This is a genomic window from Kribbella sp. WER1, from assembly GCF_054189145.1.
Genome location: NZ_CM135186.1, coordinates 8,117,028 through 8,134,365 on the forward strand (window position 1 = coordinate 8,117,028; position 17,338 = coordinate 8,134,365).

The 17,338-nt window shown below is 69.8% G+C and carries 18 protein-coding genes; 17 read left to right on the plus strand and 1 reads right to left on the minus strand.

Going from position 1 to position 17,338, the window contains the following annotated elements:
- The first annotated feature begins 42 nt into the window (after nt 1–42).
- From pyrR to ACXJJ3_RS39590, 9 genes are all read left to right on the plus strand, one after another.
- Nucleotides 43–636, plus strand: coding sequence for a bifunctional pyr operon transcriptional regulator/uracil phosphoribosyltransferase PyrR (gene pyrR / locus ACXJJ3_RS39550; RefSeq protein WP_380199166.1), 594 nt, complete (start codon nt 43–45; stop codon nt 634–636).
- Nucleotides 633–1,568, plus strand: a complete 936-nt coding sequence (locus tag ACXJJ3_RS39555; protein ID WP_458167131.1) for an aspartate carbamoyltransferase catalytic subunit — start codon at nt 633–635, stop codon at nt 1,566–1,568. The genes pyrR and ACXJJ3_RS39555 overlap by 4 nt, the downstream gene beginning before the upstream one ends.
- Nucleotides 1,565–2,857 (plus strand): dihydroorotase, encoded by a 1,293-nt coding sequence (locus tag ACXJJ3_RS39560; protein WP_458167133.1) that lies wholly within the window; start codon nt 1,565–1,567, stop codon nt 2,855–2,857. The genes ACXJJ3_RS39555 and ACXJJ3_RS39560 overlap by 4 nt, the downstream gene beginning before the upstream one ends.
- Nucleotides 2,854–3,339 carry a PH-like domain-containing protein gene (locus tag ACXJJ3_RS39565; protein ID WP_458167134.1) on the plus strand — a complete coding sequence of 162 codons (486 nt, stop codon included), beginning with the start codon at nt 2,854–2,856 and terminating at the stop codon, nt 3,337–3,339. The genes ACXJJ3_RS39560 and ACXJJ3_RS39565 overlap by 4 nt, the downstream gene beginning before the upstream one ends.
- The gene (carA, locus tag ACXJJ3_RS39570) at nt 3,336–4,457 is read left to right on the plus strand and encodes a glutamine-hydrolyzing carbamoyl-phosphate synthase small subunit (RefSeq protein ID WP_458167135.1); all 1,122 of its coding nucleotides are present in this window, start codon (nt 3,336–3,338) and stop codon (nt 4,455–4,457) included. The genes ACXJJ3_RS39565 and carA overlap by 4 nt, the downstream gene beginning before the upstream one ends.
- Entirely contained in the window at nt 4,457–7,759 is a 3,303-nt protein-coding gene (carB, locus tag ACXJJ3_RS39575) for a carbamoyl-phosphate synthase large subunit (protein WP_458167136.1), read from the plus strand. Before carA ends, carB begins: the two co-directional genes overlap by 1 nt.
- Nucleotides 7,752–8,798 carry a quinone-dependent dihydroorotate dehydrogenase gene (locus ACXJJ3_RS39580; protein WP_458167137.1) on the plus strand — a complete coding sequence of 349 codons (1,047 nt, stop codon included), beginning with the start codon at nt 7,752–7,754 and terminating at the stop codon, nt 8,796–8,798. Before carB ends, ACXJJ3_RS39580 begins: the two co-directional genes overlap by 8 nt.
- The gene (gene pyrF / locus ACXJJ3_RS39585; RefSeq protein WP_458167138.1) at nt 8,795–9,634 is read left to right on the plus strand and encodes an orotidine-5'-phosphate decarboxylase; all 840 of its coding nucleotides are present in this window, start codon (nt 8,795–8,797) and stop codon (nt 9,632–9,634) included. The genes ACXJJ3_RS39580 and pyrF overlap by 4 nt, the downstream gene beginning before the upstream one ends.
- Nucleotides 9,635–9,717: 83 nt before the next feature.
- Nucleotides 9,718–10,671, plus strand: coding sequence for a DUF4037 domain-containing protein (locus ACXJJ3_RS39590; protein ID WP_458167139.1), 954 nt, complete (start codon nt 9,718–9,720; stop codon nt 10,669–10,671).
- Here the strand turns inward: ACXJJ3_RS39590 and ACXJJ3_RS39595 are convergent.
- Complete coding sequence (locus ACXJJ3_RS39595) at nt 10,650–11,504, minus strand: LysR family transcriptional regulator (RefSeq protein WP_458167140.1); 855 nt, start codon at nt 11,502–11,504, stop codon at nt 10,650–10,652. The genes ACXJJ3_RS39590 and ACXJJ3_RS39595 overlap by 22 nt on opposite strands.
- A 69-nt stretch (nt 11,505–11,573) precedes the next feature.
- Between ACXJJ3_RS39595 and ACXJJ3_RS39600 the strand changes: the two genes are divergently transcribed.
- The 8 genes from ACXJJ3_RS39600 to ACXJJ3_RS39635 all read left to right on the plus strand — a co-directional run bounded on the left by ACXJJ3_RS39600 (nt 11,574) and on the right by ACXJJ3_RS39635 (nt 17,274).
- The gene (locus ACXJJ3_RS39600) at nt 11,574–12,539 is read left to right on the plus strand and encodes an EamA family transporter (RefSeq protein ID WP_458167141.1); all 966 of its coding nucleotides are present in this window, start codon (nt 11,574–11,576) and stop codon (nt 12,537–12,539) included.
- Nucleotides 12,540–12,548: 9 nt separating this feature from the next.
- Nucleotides 12,549–12,929, plus strand: a complete 381-nt coding sequence (locus ACXJJ3_RS39605) for a hypothetical protein (RefSeq protein WP_458167142.1) — start codon at nt 12,549–12,551, stop codon at nt 12,927–12,929.
- Between the two features lie 77 nt (nt 12,930–13,006).
- Nucleotides 13,007–13,378 carry a hypothetical protein gene (locus ACXJJ3_RS39610; RefSeq protein WP_458167143.1) on the plus strand — a complete coding sequence of 124 codons (372 nt, stop codon included), beginning with the start codon at nt 13,007–13,009 and terminating at the stop codon, nt 13,376–13,378.
- An 85-nt stretch (nt 13,379–13,463) separates the two neighbouring features.
- On the plus strand, nt 13,464–13,778 hold the full coding sequence (mihF, locus tag ACXJJ3_RS39615; protein WP_141851332.1) for an integration host factor, actinobacterial type: 315 nt from the start codon (nt 13,464–13,466) through the stop codon (nt 13,776–13,778).
- A 53-nt stretch (nt 13,779–13,831) separates the two neighbouring features.
- Nucleotides 13,832–14,452: a guanylate kinase gene (gene gmk / locus ACXJJ3_RS39620; RefSeq protein ID WP_458167144.1), complete on the plus strand. Its 621-nt coding sequence runs from the start codon at nt 13,832–13,834 to the stop codon at nt 14,450–14,452.
- Between the two features lie 2 nt (nt 14,453–14,454).
- The gene (rpoZ, locus tag ACXJJ3_RS39625; RefSeq protein WP_209695034.1) at nt 14,455–14,760 is read left to right on the plus strand and encodes a DNA-directed RNA polymerase subunit omega; all 306 of its coding nucleotides are present in this window, start codon (nt 14,455–14,457) and stop codon (nt 14,758–14,760) included.
- A 38-nt stretch (nt 14,761–14,798) separates the two neighbouring features.
- Nucleotides 14,799–16,094 (plus strand): bifunctional phosphopantothenoylcysteine decarboxylase/phosphopantothenate--cysteine ligase CoaBC, encoded by a 1,296-nt coding sequence (gene coaBC / locus ACXJJ3_RS39630; RefSeq protein WP_458167146.1) that lies wholly within the window; start codon nt 14,799–14,801, stop codon nt 16,092–16,094.
- A 232-nt stretch (nt 16,095–16,326) separates the two neighbouring features.
- Nucleotides 16,327–17,274, plus strand: a complete 948-nt coding sequence (locus ACXJJ3_RS39635; protein ID WP_458167147.1) for a type IV toxin-antitoxin system AbiEi family antitoxin domain-containing protein — start codon at nt 16,327–16,329, stop codon at nt 17,272–17,274.
- The last annotated feature ends 64 nt before the right edge of the window (nt 17,275–17,338 follow it).

Here is a 17,338-nt window from a genome sequence, read left to right on the forward strand (position 1 = left end):
TAAAGACCTGTCCAGAGAGGCAGGAAAGGAGGAACGGTAGCGATGAGCCCTGCCCAGAGCGCAGAGCACCCCGAGATCACGCAGCCGCCGAATCGCAGTAGCCGCGAGGTCCTCGACGCTTCCGACATTTCCCGGGCACTGACCCGGATCGCCCACGAGATCCTCGAGCGGAACCGCGGCGCCGACCCGGTCGTCCTGCTCGGCATCCCCACCCGCGGAGTCCCGCTGGCCGAGCGCGTCTCCGCCCGGATCCAGGCGGTAGAGGGGCAGAGCGTACCCACAGGGTCACTCGACGTGACGATGTACCGCGACGACATCGGCCTCAAACCACCCCGTGGCCTGGAGCACACCGACATCCCGGCGGACGGGATCGACGGCAAGGTCGTGGTGCTCGTCGACGACGTGCTGTTCTCCGGCCGGACGATCCGGGCGGCGCTGGACGCGCTCGGCGACATCGGCCGCCCGCGCGCGGTCCAGCTCGCCGTACTGGTCGACCGCGGCCACCGCGAGCTGCCGATCCGCGCCGACTACGTGGGCAAGAACCTGCCGACCTCCCTTGTGGAACGCGTCACAGTGCACCTCACCGAGTTCGACGGCGAGGACGCCGTACTGATTGCCGACAAGGGGGCGAAGTGAAGCATCTACTGAGTGCCGCGGACCTGAGCCGCGACGAGGCGCAGCTGATCCTCGACACCGCCGAGGAGATGCGGTCGCTGGCCGACCGCCCGATCAAGAAGCTGCCGGCGCTGCGCGGCCGGACCGTGGTGAACCTGTTCTTCGAGGACTCCACCCGGACCCGGATCTCGTTCGAGGCGGCTGCCAAGCGGCTGTCCGCGGACGTCATCAACTTCTCGGCCAAGGGCTCCAGCGTGAGCAAGGGGGAGAGCCTCAAGGACACCGCGCTGACGCTGCAGGCGATGGGCGCCGACGCGGTCGTCTGCCGGCACGGTTCGTCCGGTGCGCCGCACCTGCTGGCGACGTCGGGCTGGATGACCGGCTCGGTGGTGAACGCCGGCGACGGTACCCACGAGCACCCGACGCAGGCGCTGCTGGACGCGTTCACGATGCGCCGGCACCTCGGTTCGCTGGAGGGCCGCCGGATCACGATCGTCGGCGACGTCCTGCACTCCCGGGTCGCCCGGTCGAACGTGCTGCTGCTCGGCACGCTCGGCGCCGAGGTCACGGTGGTCGCCCCGCCGACGCTGCTGCCGGTCGACATGAGCAACTGGCCGTGCGTGACGTCGTACGACTTCGACTCGGTGCTGCCGAAGAGCGACGCGGTGATGATGCTGCGGGTGCAGCGCGAGCGGATGAACGACGCGTACTTCCCGAGCGCCCGCGAGTACAGCCGCCGGTACGGCCTCGACCGGTACCGGATGGCGCAGCTGCCGGACGAGGCGATCGTGCTGCACCCCGGCCCGATGAACCGCGGCATGGAGATCAGCGCCGAGGTCGCCGACTCCACCCGCTCGGTGATCGTCGAACAGGTCACGAACGGCGTGGCCTGCCGGATGGCCGTCCTTTACCTGATGTTGTCGGGCAGTACCGAAGAGGAGCAGAAGGCATGACCGCATACCTGATCACCGGCGCGCGCGTTCTGGGCGGTGAGGTGGCGGACCTGCTGATCGACAACGGCGAGATCGTTGCTGCCGGCACCGGCCTGGAAGCACCCGAGGGTACGACGCGGATCGACGCCGACGGACTGGTCGCGCTGCCGGGTCTGGTCGACCTGCACACGCACCTGCGGGAGCCGGGCCGCGAGGACGCCGAGACCGTGTTCACCGGGACCCGCGCCGCCGCGAAGGGCGGGTTCACCGCGGTGTTCGCGATGGCCAACACCGACCCGGTCGCCGACACCGCCGGCGTCGTCGAGCAGGTCTGGCGCCTCGGCCGCGACGCCGGGTACGCCGACGTGTACCCGATCGGCGCGGTCACCGTGGGCCGGAAGGGCACGCAGCTCGCGGAGCTCGGCGCGATGGCGGACTCCGCCGCGCGGGTCCGGGTGTTCTCCGACGACGGCGACTGCGTCTGGGACGCCGCGCTGATGCGCCGGGCGCTCGAGTACGTGAAGGCGTTCGACGGGGTCATCGCCCAGCACGCCCAGGAGCCGCGGCTCACCCAGGGCGCGCAGATGAACGAGGGCGCGCTGTCCGGCGTCCTCGGGCTGACCGGCTGGCCGAGTGTCGCCGAGGAGGCGATCATCGCCCGCGACATCCTGCTGAACGCCCACGTCGGCTCGAAGCTGCATGTCTGCCACCTGTCCACCAAGGGCTCGGTGGAGATCGTCCGCGCCGCCAAGCGCCGCGGGCTCGAGGTGACAGCCGAGGTGACGCCGCATCACCTGCTGCTCACCGAGGACCTGGCCGCCTCGTACAACCCGGTCTACAAGGTGAACCCGCCGTTGCGCACCAAGGAGGACGTGGAGGCGGTCCGCGAGGGCCTGGCCGACGGCACGATCGACATCGTCGCCACCGACCACGCGCCGCACCCGGTCGAGGACAAGGACTGCGAGTGGAGCGCGGCGGCGTTCGGGATGACCGGGCTGGAGACGGCGTTGAGCGTTGTCCAGCACGCCATGGTCGACACCAAGCTGCTCAGCTGGGCCGACGTCGCGGACCGGATGAGCTTCCGGCCGGCGGCGATCGGGCAGGCCGCGGACCACGGTCGCGCGCTCGAGGCGGGTGCGCCCGCGAACGTGGTGCTGTACGACCCGCGCGTCGAGCAGACCGTCGTACCGGACGCTTCGGTGTCGCTGTCGCGGAACACGCCGTTCGAGGGGATGACGCTGCCGGGCAAAGTGGTCGCGACCTTCCTGCGGGGCGTGCCCACCGTGCTGGACGGTGAGCTGACCCGGTGAAGGCCTTTCTGGGCATTCTCGGCACGCTGCTGGTGCTGGCGGCGGGCTACTTCGGGATGTACCGGGGCTGGCGGAACCGCCAGGCCCGGCAGGCCGACCTGGCGCCGCTGCCCGAGGCGCCGCACGACGATCGGCGCGGGGTCGAGGGCGTGTACGTCGCCACGACCAGCGCCGGCGACTGGATGGACCGGATCGCGGTCCAGGAACTGGGCGTCCGCAGCATCGCGGACCTGGCCGTCAGTGCGGACGGCCTGATCTTCCACCGGCAGGGCGCGGCGGATGTCTTCATCCCGGTGGACCACCTGACCGGGGTCCGGACCGACCGCGGGATCGCCGGCAAGGTGACCGCGGAGAAGTCCGGCCTGGTGGTGGTCACCTGGACCCACGACGGCCGCTCGCTGGACACCGGGTTCCGGCCCCGCCGCAAGGCCGACACCGCCGCCCTGACCGAATCCATCTCGACTCTGATCGGAGCACAATGAGTCAGCCCGCTTTGCTTGTCCTCGAGGACGGCCGCGCGTTCGCCGGCACGTCGTACGGGGCGACCGGCGAAACGTTCGGCGAGGCGGTGTTCACCACCGGGATGACCGGGTACCAGGAGACACTGACCGACCCGTCGTACCACCGGCAGATCGTCACCCAGACCGCGCCGCACATCGGCAACACCGGGATCAACGACGAGGACGACGAGTCGCAGAGGATCTGGGTCGCCGGGTACGTCGTCCGCGACCCCGCCCGGGTGCCGTCGAACTGGCGCGCGACCCGGTCGCTCGACGACCAGCTGAAGGCGCAGAACATCGTCGGCATCTCCGGGATCGACACCCGCGCGCTGACCCGGCACCTGCGCGAACGCGGCGCGATGCGGGCCGGCATCTCCACCGAGATCCTGGACCCGGACGAGCTGCTGGTGAAGGTCCTCGAGCAGCCGCCGATGATCGGCGCGGACCTCGCGACCGAGGTGACGACGTTCGAGCCGTACGTCGTCCCCGCCGAGGGCGAGAAGCGCTTCACCGTGGTCGCGCTCGACCTCGGGATCAAGTCGATGACGCCGAAGCGGATGGCCGAGCGCGGCATCGAGGTGCACGTGCTGCCGGCGACCGCGACGCTCGACGAGGTGCTTGCGGTGAACCCGGACGGCATCTTCATGAGCAACGGCCCGGGTGACCCGGAGACCACCGAGCACCCGACCACGCTGCTCAAGCAGCTGCTCGAGCAGAACAAGCCGTACTTCGGGATCTGCTTCGGCAACCAGGTGTTCGGGCGGGCGCTCGGGCTCGGGACGTTCAAGCTGAAGTACGGGCACCGCGGGATCAACCAGCCGGTGCTGGACCGGGCGACCGGCAAGGTCGAGATCACCGCGCAGAACCACGGGTTCGCGGTCGACGCGCCGATCGACTCGGCGGTCGAGACGCCGTACGGGACGGCTGAAGTCAGCCATGTCTCGCTCAACGACAACGTGGTCGAAGGGCTCAAGCTCACCGGCAAGGACGGGCGTGTGCTCGCCTTCTCGGTGCAGTACCACCCGGAGGCGGCGGCCGGGCCGCACGACTCCGCGTACCTCTTCGACCGTTTTGTGGAGCTCATGGAAGGACGGAACTGATGCCGCGCCGTACAGACATCGAGTCGGTCCTGGTGATCGGCTCCGGCCCGATCGTGATCGGCCAGGCCTGCGAGTTCGACTACTCCGGCACCCAGGCCTGCCGGGTGCTCCGGGAGGAGGGGTTCCGGGTCGTCCTGGTGAACTCCAACCCGGCCACGATCATGACCGACCCGGAGTTCGCGGACGCGACGTACGTCGAGCCGATCACGCCGGAGTACGTCGAGAAGGTGATCGAGAAGGAGCGCCCGAACGCGCTGCTGGCCACCCTCGGCGGCCAGACCGCGCTGAACGCGGCGATCGCGCTGCACGACAACGGCGTACTGGAGAAGTACGGCGTCGAGCTGATCGGCGCGTCGGTGGACGCGATCCAGCGCGGCGAGAACCGGCAGTCGTTCAAGCAGATCGTCGAGAAGCTCGGCGCCGAGGTCGCCCGGTCGCGGATCTGTCACACGATCGAGGACGTGCTCGGAGCCGCAGAGCAGCTCGGGTACCCGCTGGTCGTCCGGCCGTCGTTCACGATGGGCGGCGTCGGCTCCGGGATGGCGTACGACGAGGCGGACCTGCGCCGGATCGCCGGAGCCGGGCTGCACGCGTCGCCGACCACCGAGGTACTGATCGAGGAGTCGATCCTCGGGTGGAAGGAGTACGAGCTGGAGGTGATGCGCGACAAGGCCGACAACGTCGTGATCATCTGCTCGATCGAGAACGTCGACCCGATGGGCGTGCACACCGGCGACTCGGTGACCGTCGCGCCGGCGATGACGCTCACCGACCGCGAGTACCAGGTCATGCGGGACCTTGCCATCGGCATCATCCGCGAGGTCGGCGTCGACACCGGCGGCTGCAACATCCAGTTCGCGGTGAACCCGGCCGACGGCCGGCTGATCGTGATCGAGATGAACCCGCGGGTGTCGCGGTCCTCGGCGCTGGCGTCGAAGGCGACCGGCTTCCCGATCGCGAAGATCGCGGCCAAGGTCGCCATCGGCTACACGCTGGACGAGATCCCGAACGACATCACCCAGCAGACGCCGGCCAGCTTCGAGCCGACGCTGGACTACGTGGTGGTGAAGGTGCCGCGGTTCGCGTTCGAGAAGTTCCCGGCCGCGGACGCCACGCTGACCACGCACATGAAGAGCGTCGGCGAGGCGATGGCGATCGGCCGGAACTACACCGAGGCGCTGCAGAAGGCACTGCGCTCGCTGGAGAAGCCGGAGGCCCGGTTCTCCTGGAAGGGCCGGCCGTCGACCGAGCTCGAGCCGTTGCTTGAGGCAATCAAGACGCCGCAGGACGGGCGGCTGCGGATCATCATGGACGCGATCCGCGCGGGCGCGACGCCGGAGCAGATCTTCGACGCGACCAAGATCGACCCGTGGTTCGTCGACCAGCTCTACCTGCTGCACGAGACCGCGCTGCAGGTCGCGGCGGCGCCGCGGCTGACGCCCGAGGTGATCAAGCTCGCCAAGCGGCACGGGTTCTCGGACCTGCAGCTGGCCGAGATCCGCGGGCTCACCGAGGACGTCGTCCGCGGGGTTCGGCAGGCGCTCGGGATCCGGCCGGTGTACAAGACCGTCGACACCTGCGCGGCCGAGTTCAAGGCCGAGACGCCGTACCACTACTCGTCGTACGACGAGGAGACCGAGGTCGCGCCGCGCACCGAGCCGGCCGTCCTGATCCTCGGCTCCGGGCCGAACCGGATCGGCCAGGGCATCGAGTTCGACTACTCGTGTGTGCACGCGTCGATGGCGCTCCGCGAGGCCGGCTACTGCACGATCATGGTGAACTGCAACCCGGAGACGGTGTCGACCGACTACGACACCTCGGACCGGCTGTACTTCGAGCCGCTCACCTGCGAGGACGTGCTCGAGATCGTGTACGCCGAGCTGCAGGCCGGACCGGTCGCGGGCGTGATCGTCCAGCTCGGCGGGCAGACGCCGCTCGGGCTGGCGCAGCGGCTCGCGGACGCCGGCGTACCGATCGTCGGGACGTCGCCGGAGGCGATCCACCTGGCCGAGGAGCGCGGAGCGTTCGGTAAGGTGCTCGCGGACGCGCAGCTGCCGGCGCCGAAGCACGGGACCGCGCTGTCGGCGGAGGAGGCGCACGGGATCGCCGAGGAGATCGGGTTCCCGGTACTGGTCCGGCCGTCGTACGTGCTCGGCGGGCGCGGGATGGAGATCGTCTACAGCTCGGCGGAGCTGACCGCGGCGCTGGAGCGGCTCGGCGGCGGCGAGGCGTTCGAGCACCCGGTGCTGATCGACCGGTTCCTGGACGACGCGGTCGAGATCGACGTCGACGGGCTGTACGACGGGAACGAGCTGTTCCTCGGCGGCGTGATGGAGCACATCGAGGAGGCCGGCGTGCATTCCGGCGACTCGTCGTGTGCGCTGCCGCCGATCACGCTCGGGAACGCCGACATCGAGAACATCCGGCGCTCCACCGAGGCGATCGCGCGCGGGGTCGGCGTCCGCGGGCTGCTGAACGTGCAGTACGCGCTGGCCGGCGACGTGCTGTACGTGCTCGAGGCGAACCCGCGGGCGTCCCGGACGGTGCCGTTCGTGTCGAAGGCGACCGCGACGCCGCTGGCGAAGGCGGCCGCGCGGGTGATGCTCGGCGCGTCGATCGCGGAGCTGCGGGCCGAGGGCCTGCTGCCCGCGTCGGGTGACGGCGGCACGCTGCCGGCGTCGACGCCGATCGCGGTCAAGGAGGCCGTGATGCCGTTCAACCGGTTCCGGACCATCGACGGCTCGTCGGTGGACACGGTCCTCGGGCCGGAGATGAAGTCGACCGGTGAGGTGATGGGCATCGACGACACGTTCGGTACGGCGTTCGCGAAGTCGCAGGCGGGGGCCTCGCAGCCGCTGCCGGCCGACGGGAAGGTGTTCGTGTCGGTCGCGAACCGGGACAAGCGGCACATGATCTTCCCGGTGAAGCGGCTCGCGGACCTCGGGTTCCAGATCTACGCGACCGAGGGCACGGCCGACGTACTGCGGCGCAACGGGGTCGAGGCCGTCGCGGTCCGGAAGAGCAGCCAGGGTCCGGGGCCGAACGGGGAGCCGACGATCGTCCAGATGGTGCAGGACGGCGAGCTGAACCTGATCGTCAATACCCCGATCGGGATCACCCAGGGCGGCTCACCGCGGCTCGACGGGTACGAGATCCGGAGCGCGGCGGTGGCCCGCAACATCCCCTGCATCACCACGGTGCAGGGCCTGGCGGCCGCCGTCCAGGGCATCGAGGCCCAACGCGCCGGCGACATCGCGGTCCGCTCCCTCCAGGACTGGGTCCCGAGGATCCACGGTGCCTGAGCGTTCGCCGTACGAACGGGTTGTCCGGCCGGTCTTGTACAAGCTGGGCAGGGGAGATGCGGAGGTCGCGCACGAGCAGACGCTGGCCGGCCTCCGCCTCCTCGGCCGGATCCCCGGCGCACCGCGCGCCGGGGCCCGGCGGTACGGCTCGACCACACCGCGCACCGTGTTCGGCGTGCGGTTCCCCTCACCGGTCGGGCTCGCCGCGGGCATGGACAAGAACGGGATCGCGCTGCGGGCCTGGCCCGCGATCGGGTTCGGGTTCGTGGAAGTGGGGACCGTCACCGCGCATCCCCAGCCGGGGAACGAGAAGCCGCGCCTCTTCCGCCTCGTCGAGCATGAAGCGGTCATCAACCGGATGGGCTTCAACAATCTCGGCAGCGCCGCCCTGGCCGAACGGCTCGCGGCGTACGGCGACCTCGGCTACCCGCTCGGTATCTCGATCGGCAAGTCGAAGATCACCCCGCTCGACCAGGCCGTCGACGACTACGTGACCTCGCTCCGCCGCCTCTACCGGTACGGCGACTACTTCGCCGTCAACGTCAGCTCCCCGAACACCCCCGGGCTCCGCGAACTCCAGGACGCGGCCCACCTCCGCGACCTGCTCACCGCGCTGCACCACGAGGCCACCACCCTCACAGCCGGCGGCCTCACCCCGAAGCCGATCCTGGTGAAGATCGCGCCCGACCTGACCACGACCGCGATCGACGAACTCCTCCAGGTCTGCACCGACACCGGCGTCGCCGGCATCATCGCGACCAACACCACGATCGGCCGCCCGGGCGTCGAGTCGCACCCGCTGGCCGGACAGGCAGGCGGCCTCTCCGGCCGTCCGCTCACCGAGATCTCCGCGAAGGTCGTCTCGCACATCCACCACCAGACCGCGGGCGCGCTGCCGATCATCGGCGTCGGCGGGATCGTCGACCCGTCGGACGCGACCCGCCTCTTCGACGCCGGAGCCAGCCTCGTCCAGGTCTACTCGGGCCTGATCTACAAGGGACCGGGACTGATCCGCCAGATCAACAGGAGCTTGCCATGAGCAACAACAAACCCTTCGGCGCGCGGCTGCGCGCGGCCATGGACACCCGCGGCCCGCTGTGTGTCGGCATCGACCCGCACGCCCACCTGCTGGACGCCTGGGGCCTCCCGGACACCGCGGAGGGCCTGGCCTCGTTCACGGACGGCGTGGTCGACGCGCTCGCCGACCGGGTCGCGGTGTTCAAGCCGCAGTCCGCGTTCTTCGAGCGGTTCGGCTCGGCCGGGATCGCGGTCCTCGAGCAGGCGACGATCCGCCTTCGCGACGCCGGCGCGCTGGTGATCATCGACGCGAAGCGCGGCGACATCGGTACCACGATGGCCGGTTACGCGTCGGCGTACCTGTCCGAGAAGGGGCCGTTGGCGTGTGACGCGCTGACGGTCAGCCCGTACCTCGGGTTCGGGTCGCTGCAGCCGGCGATCGACGAGGCCCGCGAGGCGGGGGCCGGCCTGTTCGTGCTCGCGCTCACGTCGAACCCGGAGGGCCCGCAGTTCCAGTCCGCCCGGACCGCCGACGGCGCGACCGTCGCCGGCGCCGTACTGGACGGTTTGCGGGAGCTGAACGCGGACGCCGACGGCCTCGGCTCGTTCGGCGCGGTCGTTGGAGCGACCATCAGCTCGACCGACGAGAACCTGGACATCAACGGCCCGCTGCTGGCCCCCGGACTCGGCGCGCAGGGCGGCACCGCCGAGGGCCTGACGAAGGTGTTCGGTCCGGCGGTCCGCAACGTCGTACCGTCCAGCTCCCGCGAGATCCTCGGCGCCGGCCCGGACGCCAAGGCTCTCCAGCAGGCGGCCGACCGCGCGAACGACGCGTACCGCACGGTCCTCGGCTACTGACGATCTGCGGCTCGACAGGAGCCGCCCGGCGACGAAACGCCGGCACATCCTGTCGAGCCGCGGATCGTGCGATCCTCGACGGCATGAGTTCGGGGCTGGAGACGTGCGCGCGGTTCTACCGGAACGTCGTGGGGCCGCAGGTCGAGGTGCCACACAGTGCGGCGCTGCTGGGGCGTGGTTCGGAGGTGCTCGGGTTCGACGACGAGATGTCGACGGACCACAACTGCGAGGCACGGGTCCTGCTGTTCGTGGCGGACGGGGTGGAGCCGCACCTGACGGTGCCGGAGACGTTCGAGGGCCGCGCCGCGCTGGTCGAGGTGCACATGTTGCGCGACTATTTCCGCAAGCAGCTGGCGTTCGACGTGGACGTCGAGCTGACGCCGATGGACTGGCTGACCTTTCCGGAGTCGATCCTCCGGCAGCACACCGCGGGCGGGGTGTTCCACGACGAGCTCGGGTTGCAGGCGGTCCGGGACCGGCTCGCGTACTACCCGGACGATCTCTGGCGGTACCTGATGATCACCGCCTGGTGGCGCGTACACCCGGAGATGAACCTGGTCGGTCGCGTCGGGTACGTCGGCGACGAGCTCGGGTCGTCGCTGATCGGCGCCCGGCTGGTCCACGACCTGATGCAGTTGTGCTTCCTGCTGGAGCGCACCTACGCGCCGTACTCCAAGTGGTTCGGTACGGCGTTCCGTCAGCTGTCCTGTGGCCCGACGCTCGAGCCGCTGCTGCGTGAGGTGCTGCGTGCCGACTCGTGGCAGCGGCGTGAGGAGGCGCTGATGGCGGCGTACACCGTTGTCGCCGAGTTGCACAACCGGCTGGGCATCACCGAACCGGTGGAGCTCGGGGTGGAGCAGATGTGCGGCCGGCCGTTCAAGGTCGTCTGGGGCGACTTCATCGGCCGGCTCACCGCCCAGATCAGCGATCCCGCCGTCCTGCGGATCTTCGAGCGCTGGCGCGTCGGCGGTATCGAGCAGGTCCGCGACGCGTTCTGGCGCCCCGCGGACCGCCGTCAGCTGGTGGAGCTGTTGTAGAGCTGTCCGAGCAGCTGCACGGCAGCTTGCGTCGCCGGGTGCGGATCCTCGCGCTGCCAGATCAGGTGGACGTCGACCGGCGGTGCATCCCGCACGGGCCGGTACGTGACGCCGTCGCGCCGGTACTGCGTCGTCGTCGCCTGCGGTGTCATCCCGACGCATCGCCCGGACGCGACGGCCGCCAGCCAGTCGTCGACGTCCTGCGTGTACTCGATCGCCGGACGGGCGTCCTCCGGCCACAGATCGGCCGTGGTGCTCCCGGTACGCCGGTCGATGACCAGCGTCCTGTCCCGGAGCTGGTCGAGCGTGACGGCCCGTTTGCGGGTGAGCGGATCGTCGGCGGGCAGAGCGCAGTACCGCTGCTCCTGGGTGATGAGGACGTGCGCGAAGCGGCGGAGGTCCACGTGGCTGCGGATGACGGCGAGGTCGCACAGTCCCTCGGCGAGGCCGCCGGTCGGGGTGTTGGTGCGGATCAGCTGCAGCTCGACGCCGGGGTACTGAGCCGCCCAGCGGCGCTGGAACTCGCGCGTGTGGCTGCCGAACGCCGACCATGCATGCCCCACGCGGAGCCGGCTGTGGCCGCTGGTCGCGTCGGCGACGAGGTCGTCGAGCTCTGCCAGGACGTGCCGTGCGCGGGCCAGGACGCGCAGGCCGACCGCGGTCGGGGTCAGCGAGCGGCTGGTGCGGTGCAGCAGGCGGACGCCGAGTTCGCGTTCCAGCGCGAGCAGGTTGCGGGAGACGGCGGCCTGCGAGATGCCGAGCTCGATCGCGGCGTCGGTGAACGTGCCGGAGTCCACGATCTCCACCAGGCACCGCAGCTGCCGGATGTCCATGACTCCAGCGTATAGATCGGCCGGCCGCCGCATTTTGCAGCGGGCCACCGGGAGCGGATCCTCGGGAGCGTGAGGCGAGATCGGTTGGTCGGTGTGGTGATGATGCTCGGCAGCGGGCTGTCGACGCAGGTCGGTGCGTCGGTGGCGGCGCTGGCGTTCCCGGTGCTCGGCCCGGCGGGCGTGGTCGCGATCCGGCAGTGGGTCGCGGCGATCGTGCTGCTCGCCCTGGGCCGCCCGCGACTCCGGACGATCACCGCCCGGCAGTGGCGCACGGTGATCGCGCTCGCGGTGGTCTTCGCCGTCATGAACCTGTCGCTCTACACGGCGATCGACCGCGTCGGGCTAGGTCTGGCGGTCACCCTCGAGTTCCTCGGCCCGCTCTCCGTGGCACTACTAGGCTCTCGGCGGCTGCTCGACCTGGTGTGCGCACTGGTCGCCGCGCCTGCCGTCATCCTCCTCACCCGCCCGCAGGCAACCACGGACTACATCGGCGTCGGCTTCGGCCTGCTCGCCGCGATGTGCTGGGCGTTCTACATCCTGCTGAACCGCAAGGTCGGCAGAGAGTTGCCGGGCGCAACAGGTGCCGCCACGGCCGCGGCCTTGTCGGCGCTCGCGTACGTCCCGGTCGGCATCGTCGTACTGCTGCATCATCCGGCGACGTTCGCCGCGGTGAAGTACGCGCTGGTGGCCGGGCTGTTGTCGTCAGCCGTCCCGTACTTCGTCGACGTGCTGACACTGCGCCGCGTTTCGGCCCAGTTCTTCGGGGTGTTCATGAGCGTGAACCCCGTCCTCGCGGCGCTTGTCGGGCTCGTCGTACTGCATCAGCGGCCGGCTGTGCTCGACTGGATCGCGATCCTCGTGATCGTGGGAGCGAACGCCGTGGCAGTCACTTTCGGCGCTGACGCAGTACGTCACAAACGGGTTCCAGTCGCGGAGTGCGACGTTGTTCACGGCGCGCCGGACCTTCCGGTGACCCCGGTGTTCGGAAAGGTGTCGGCGGACGGGGAGCCACGGACTTCCCGCGTGACACAGTGAAGGAACACGATGCGGAAGCTGGCAGCCCTCGCGGCGGTTGTGACGATGAGTGTTGGCGCCCTGACGGCCTGCTCGGGCGGCAACTACTGCGACGACCTGAAGAGCTACGTCGACTCGGCCAAGGGCCTCGACATGAAGGACCCGAAGGCGATCGACAAGATTCTGTCCGAGTCCAAGAAGGTGAAGGGCTCGGCGCCCAAGGACCTGAAGGACGACTGGCAGTCGGTCATCGACTACGCGCAGAAGGTCAAGGACGCCAACGGCGACACGACCAAGCTCGCGGAGCTGGCCAAGGGCGACATGTCCAAGATCCAGTCGGCGCAGGAAGCGATCACCAAGCAGGCGAAGGACTCCTGCAAGATCGACATGAACAACACCGGCAGCAACTGACCGACGCGGTGCGATCTGGTGGGACGGCTCTGCCCGTTCCGTCCCGCCAGCCCGCCCGGGGAGTAGCGTGACCCTCCGTGAAGACACTCGCCGTTATCGCGACCGTCGCTGTCGGTGCCGGTCTGCTGACCTCCTGTTCTGATCAGCAGGCGTACTGCGTCGATCTGGCCAAGTACGCCGCCAAGGCCGTCGACGTCGACCCGCAGAAGCCGGTCGACTACGTGAAGATCCTGGACCAGGCGAAGAAGCTCCAGGGCTCCGCCCCGAAGGACGTCAAGGACGACTGGGGCGTCGTCGTGGCGTTCGCGGAGAAGGCGAAGAAGGCCGGTTCGGACAAGGTCGAGCTGGCCAAGCTGAGCAAGCAGACCGGGGCCGTGATGACGGCGTACAAGAACATCTCGGGGCAGGCGAAGGACAGCTGCAAGGTCGACCTGCCGAACCTGAACTGACGACTCGACCCGACGTCGGCCGAACGTCGCGCTGATCCCGTGTTAGGTTCCCTTGCGAAGCCATACAACGGGACAAGGTGAAACGGTGCCACTTCCTACTTTGACTCCGGAGCAGCGTGCGGCAGCTCTGGACAAGGCCGCGGCGGCGCGGCGTGAACGAGCCGAGATCAAGAACCGGATCCGGCACTCGGGAGCGTCTCCGACGGAGGTGCTGCACGAGGGGCAGACCAACGACGTGATCGGCAAGATGCGGGTCAGCCAGCTGCTGCAGTGCATTCCGGGCGTCGGCAAGGTCCGGGCGCAGCAGATCATGGAGCGCGCGGGAATCTCCGAGACCCGGCGGGTCCGCGGCCTCGGGTCGAACCAGATCGCCGCGCTCGAGCGCGAATTCGCCGAGTGATCCAGGTGAGCCAGACCAAAACACTGACTGGCTCGTTGGACACTGGTGTGACGATGACCACGCACCCGAACGACCCCGCTCCGACCGACTCCGGTGCGCGGCCGCCGGCCCGGCTGACCGTGCTGGCCGGCCCGACCGCGGTCGGCAAGGGCACGGTCGCGGCCGACATCCGCGACCGCTTCCCGGACATCTGGATCTCGGTCTCGGCGACCACCCGCAAGCCCCGGCCGAACGAGGTGCACGGCGTGCACTACCTGTTCGTGTCCGACGCGGAGTTCGACCGGATGATCGAGGCCGGCGAGTTGCTCGAGTGGGCGGTCGTGCACAAGGCGGCCCGGTACGGTACGCCGCGGCAGCCGGTGCTCGACAAGCTCGCCACCGGCCGGCCCGCGCTGCTGGAGATCGACCTGCAGGGCGCCCGGCAGGTCCGGGACACGATGCCCGAGGCGCAGTTCGTGTTCCTGGCTCCGCCGAGCTGGGACGAGCTGGTCCGGCGGCTGGTCGGCCGCGGCACCGAGACGCCCGAAGAGCGCGAACGCCGGCTCGAGACCGCGGTGCTGGAGCTCGCGGCCGAGAAGGAGTTCGACGTGACGATCGTGAACGCCTCGGTTCGGGAGGCCGCCGATCAGTTGGTAAAGTTGATTCGATCACCCTCCATCTCTGGAAAGAGCTGAACTTGTCTGGCAACCAGCCCGTCGCCATCGGCATCACGTCCCCGCCGATCGACGACCTGCTCACCCACACCGACTCCAAGTACAAGCTGGTGCTGTACTCGGCCAAGCGGGCGCGGCAGATCAACGCCTACTACTCGCAGCTCGGCGAGGGCCTGCTGGAGTACGTCGGACCGCTGGTCGAGACGCACGTCCAGGAGAAGCCGCTGTCGATCGCGATGCGCGAGATCAACGACGGCGTGCTGACCTGCACCGACATCGACCCCGAGGCCGAGGCGGAAGCCGCCGCGGCCGCGGAGAAGTCCGAGTAACAACCCCCGACGACTGACCGGGAACGGAGTCCACGCTGATGTCCGCAACCGGTGACCAGACCCCCGGTACGCCGAGCGCCCCGGGGGCCGATGTCGTCCCCAAGCACCGGCCGAACGTGGTGCTCGGCGTCGGCGGCGGGATCGCGGCGTACAAGGTCTGCGACCTGCTGCGGCGGCTGACCGAGTCCGGGCACAGCGTGCGGGTGGTGCCGACGGCCGCCGCGCTGGAGTTCGTCGGCGCGGCGACGTGGGCGGCGCTGTCCGGGAAGCCGGTGACGGCGGACCCGTTCGACGACGTCCAGGAAGTGCCGCACGTCCGGATCGGCAAGGCCGCGGAGCTGGTCGTGGTCGCACCCGCCACCGCGAACCTGATCGCCAAGGCCGCGCACGGGCTGGCCGACGACCTGCTGACGAACACGCTGCTCACCGCGCGCTGCCCGATCCTGTTCGCGGCCGCGATGCACACCGAGATGTGGGAGCACCCGGCCACCCAGGCGAACGTCGCCACGCTGCGGTCCCGCGGGATCACCGTGCTTGACCCCGCGGTCGGGCGGCTGACCGGCGCCGACACCGGCCGCGGGCGGCTGCCGGAGCCGTCGGAGATCTTCGCTATCAGCCAGTTGATGCTCGCCGACGAGGCGGCCCGCGCCGCCGGCCAGTCGGTGGCCGACCTGACCGGGAAGCACGTCCTGATCAGCGCGGGCGGGACCCGTGAGCACCTCGACCCGGTGCGGTACCTGGGCAACTCGTCGTCCGGGAAGCAGGGGTACGCGCTGGCCCGGATCGCGGCCGCCCGCGGCGCGAAGGTGACGCTGGTCGCCGCCAACTCCGAGCTGCCCGACCCGGCCGGCGTGCAGGTGGTGCCGGTGGTGTCGGCCCAGGACCTGTACGACGAGATCACCGGCCGGGCCGCCGACGCGGACGCGATCGTGATGGCCGCGGCGGTCGCGGACTTCCGTCCCGCCGACGTCGTCGAACACAAGATCAAGAAGACCGCCGACGGCGCCGTCCCCGCGGTCAACCTGGTGCAGAACCCGGACATCCTGCACACGATCTCGCACGACCGCGCCCGCCCCGACCAGATCATCGTCGGCTTCGCCGCGGAGACCGGCGACGCAGACCACACGGTCCTCGAACTCGGCCGCGCCAAGCTCGCCCGCAAGGGCTGCGACCTCCTGGTCGTCAACGACGTCTCCGGCGGCAAGGTCTTCGGCAGCGACCTCAACGAGGCAGCAATCCTCGACCGCTCCGGCACGGCCTTGCCGGTCCCCTCCGGCTCGAAGGACGCCCTCTCCGGCGTCATCTGGAACCTGGTCGCCACCCACTGGGCCTAACCAACCCGCCCACACCCCCGGGCACCCGCGCCCGGCGCCGGCGTCCAGCACTCCGCCGCCTTCCACCGGCCGAGCCCGTCGCCATTTGAGAGGTGAACGTTCCGGCGTGCCCGTTCACACGCCGCATACGGGTGGTCAACGAGCACTCTCGGGGGTGAACCCCTGAAACGGATATCCACAGCCGGGTGATTCGGAGGCTCGCGCGTTGGTGATCAGTGCACATTCTGTTGACGTGAACTCGAAGCTCGCGGTCGTGGCCGCGCTCCAGGGCGGTGTGTTCAGTCGTCGACAGGCAGTCTTCAGCGGCTACTCACCGGCGCAGATCCGCCAGCGGCTCGGCGACGGGCGGTGGGTCCGCATCCGGCACGGTCAGTACGCCGAAAAGCGGGACCTGACCGCGCTGGAACCGTGGACCCGCGCCCGGCACGAGCACCTGCAGAGGGTGCACGCGGTGGTGAATTCGAGGCGGAGCAGCGCAGTCGCGGTCAGTCACCACTCAGCGGTCTCTCTGCACGGTCTACCGCTGTGGGGGCTCGACCTGACGCGGGTCCACATCACTCGGCGCGACGGCACCATCAGCGGGAGGATCGCGGGGGTGCATCACCATGCCGGTGAACTGTCGGACGCCGATCTGACCCTGGCCGGCGGTCTGGTGACGACCACAGTCGCTCGGGCGGTGTTCGAGACGGCCTGTACGACGCCGTTCCAGCCCGCGGTCGTCGTCTTCGATGCCGCCTTGCGCAGCGGGTCGGTGGCTGAGGCCGACGTACGCCGGCTGCTTGAGGCAACGGAGTACTGGCCGGGTGGCCCGACGGCCCGCGCGGCGCTGAAGTTCAGCGATCCGCGGTCGGAGTCGGTCGGCGAATCCCGGCTGCGAGTGCTGTTCGCCGACCACGGTCTGCCGCCGCCCGCACTGCAGGTCGAGTTCGGGGACTCCCGCGGCTTCATCGCTCGGGTCGACTTCTTCTTCGAGGAGTTCGACACCGTGGTCGAGTTCGACGGGAGGCTGAAATACAGGAACGCGTCTGGTGAGGTGCTGGTGCTGGAGAAAATCCGTGAGGACCGGCTCCGCGCGAAGGGCCTGCAAGTCGTCCGCGCCGACTGGTCCGACCTTGACCACCCGGATCGCTTGCTGACCGACATCCAGGGGGCGTTCGCCCGCTCCCGCCACGCTGCCTGACCGCGCCTGCTCGGTCCGCCGCCGGGAGGTGAACCCCTGACTTTGTCCGTTCATCGGGCGCATG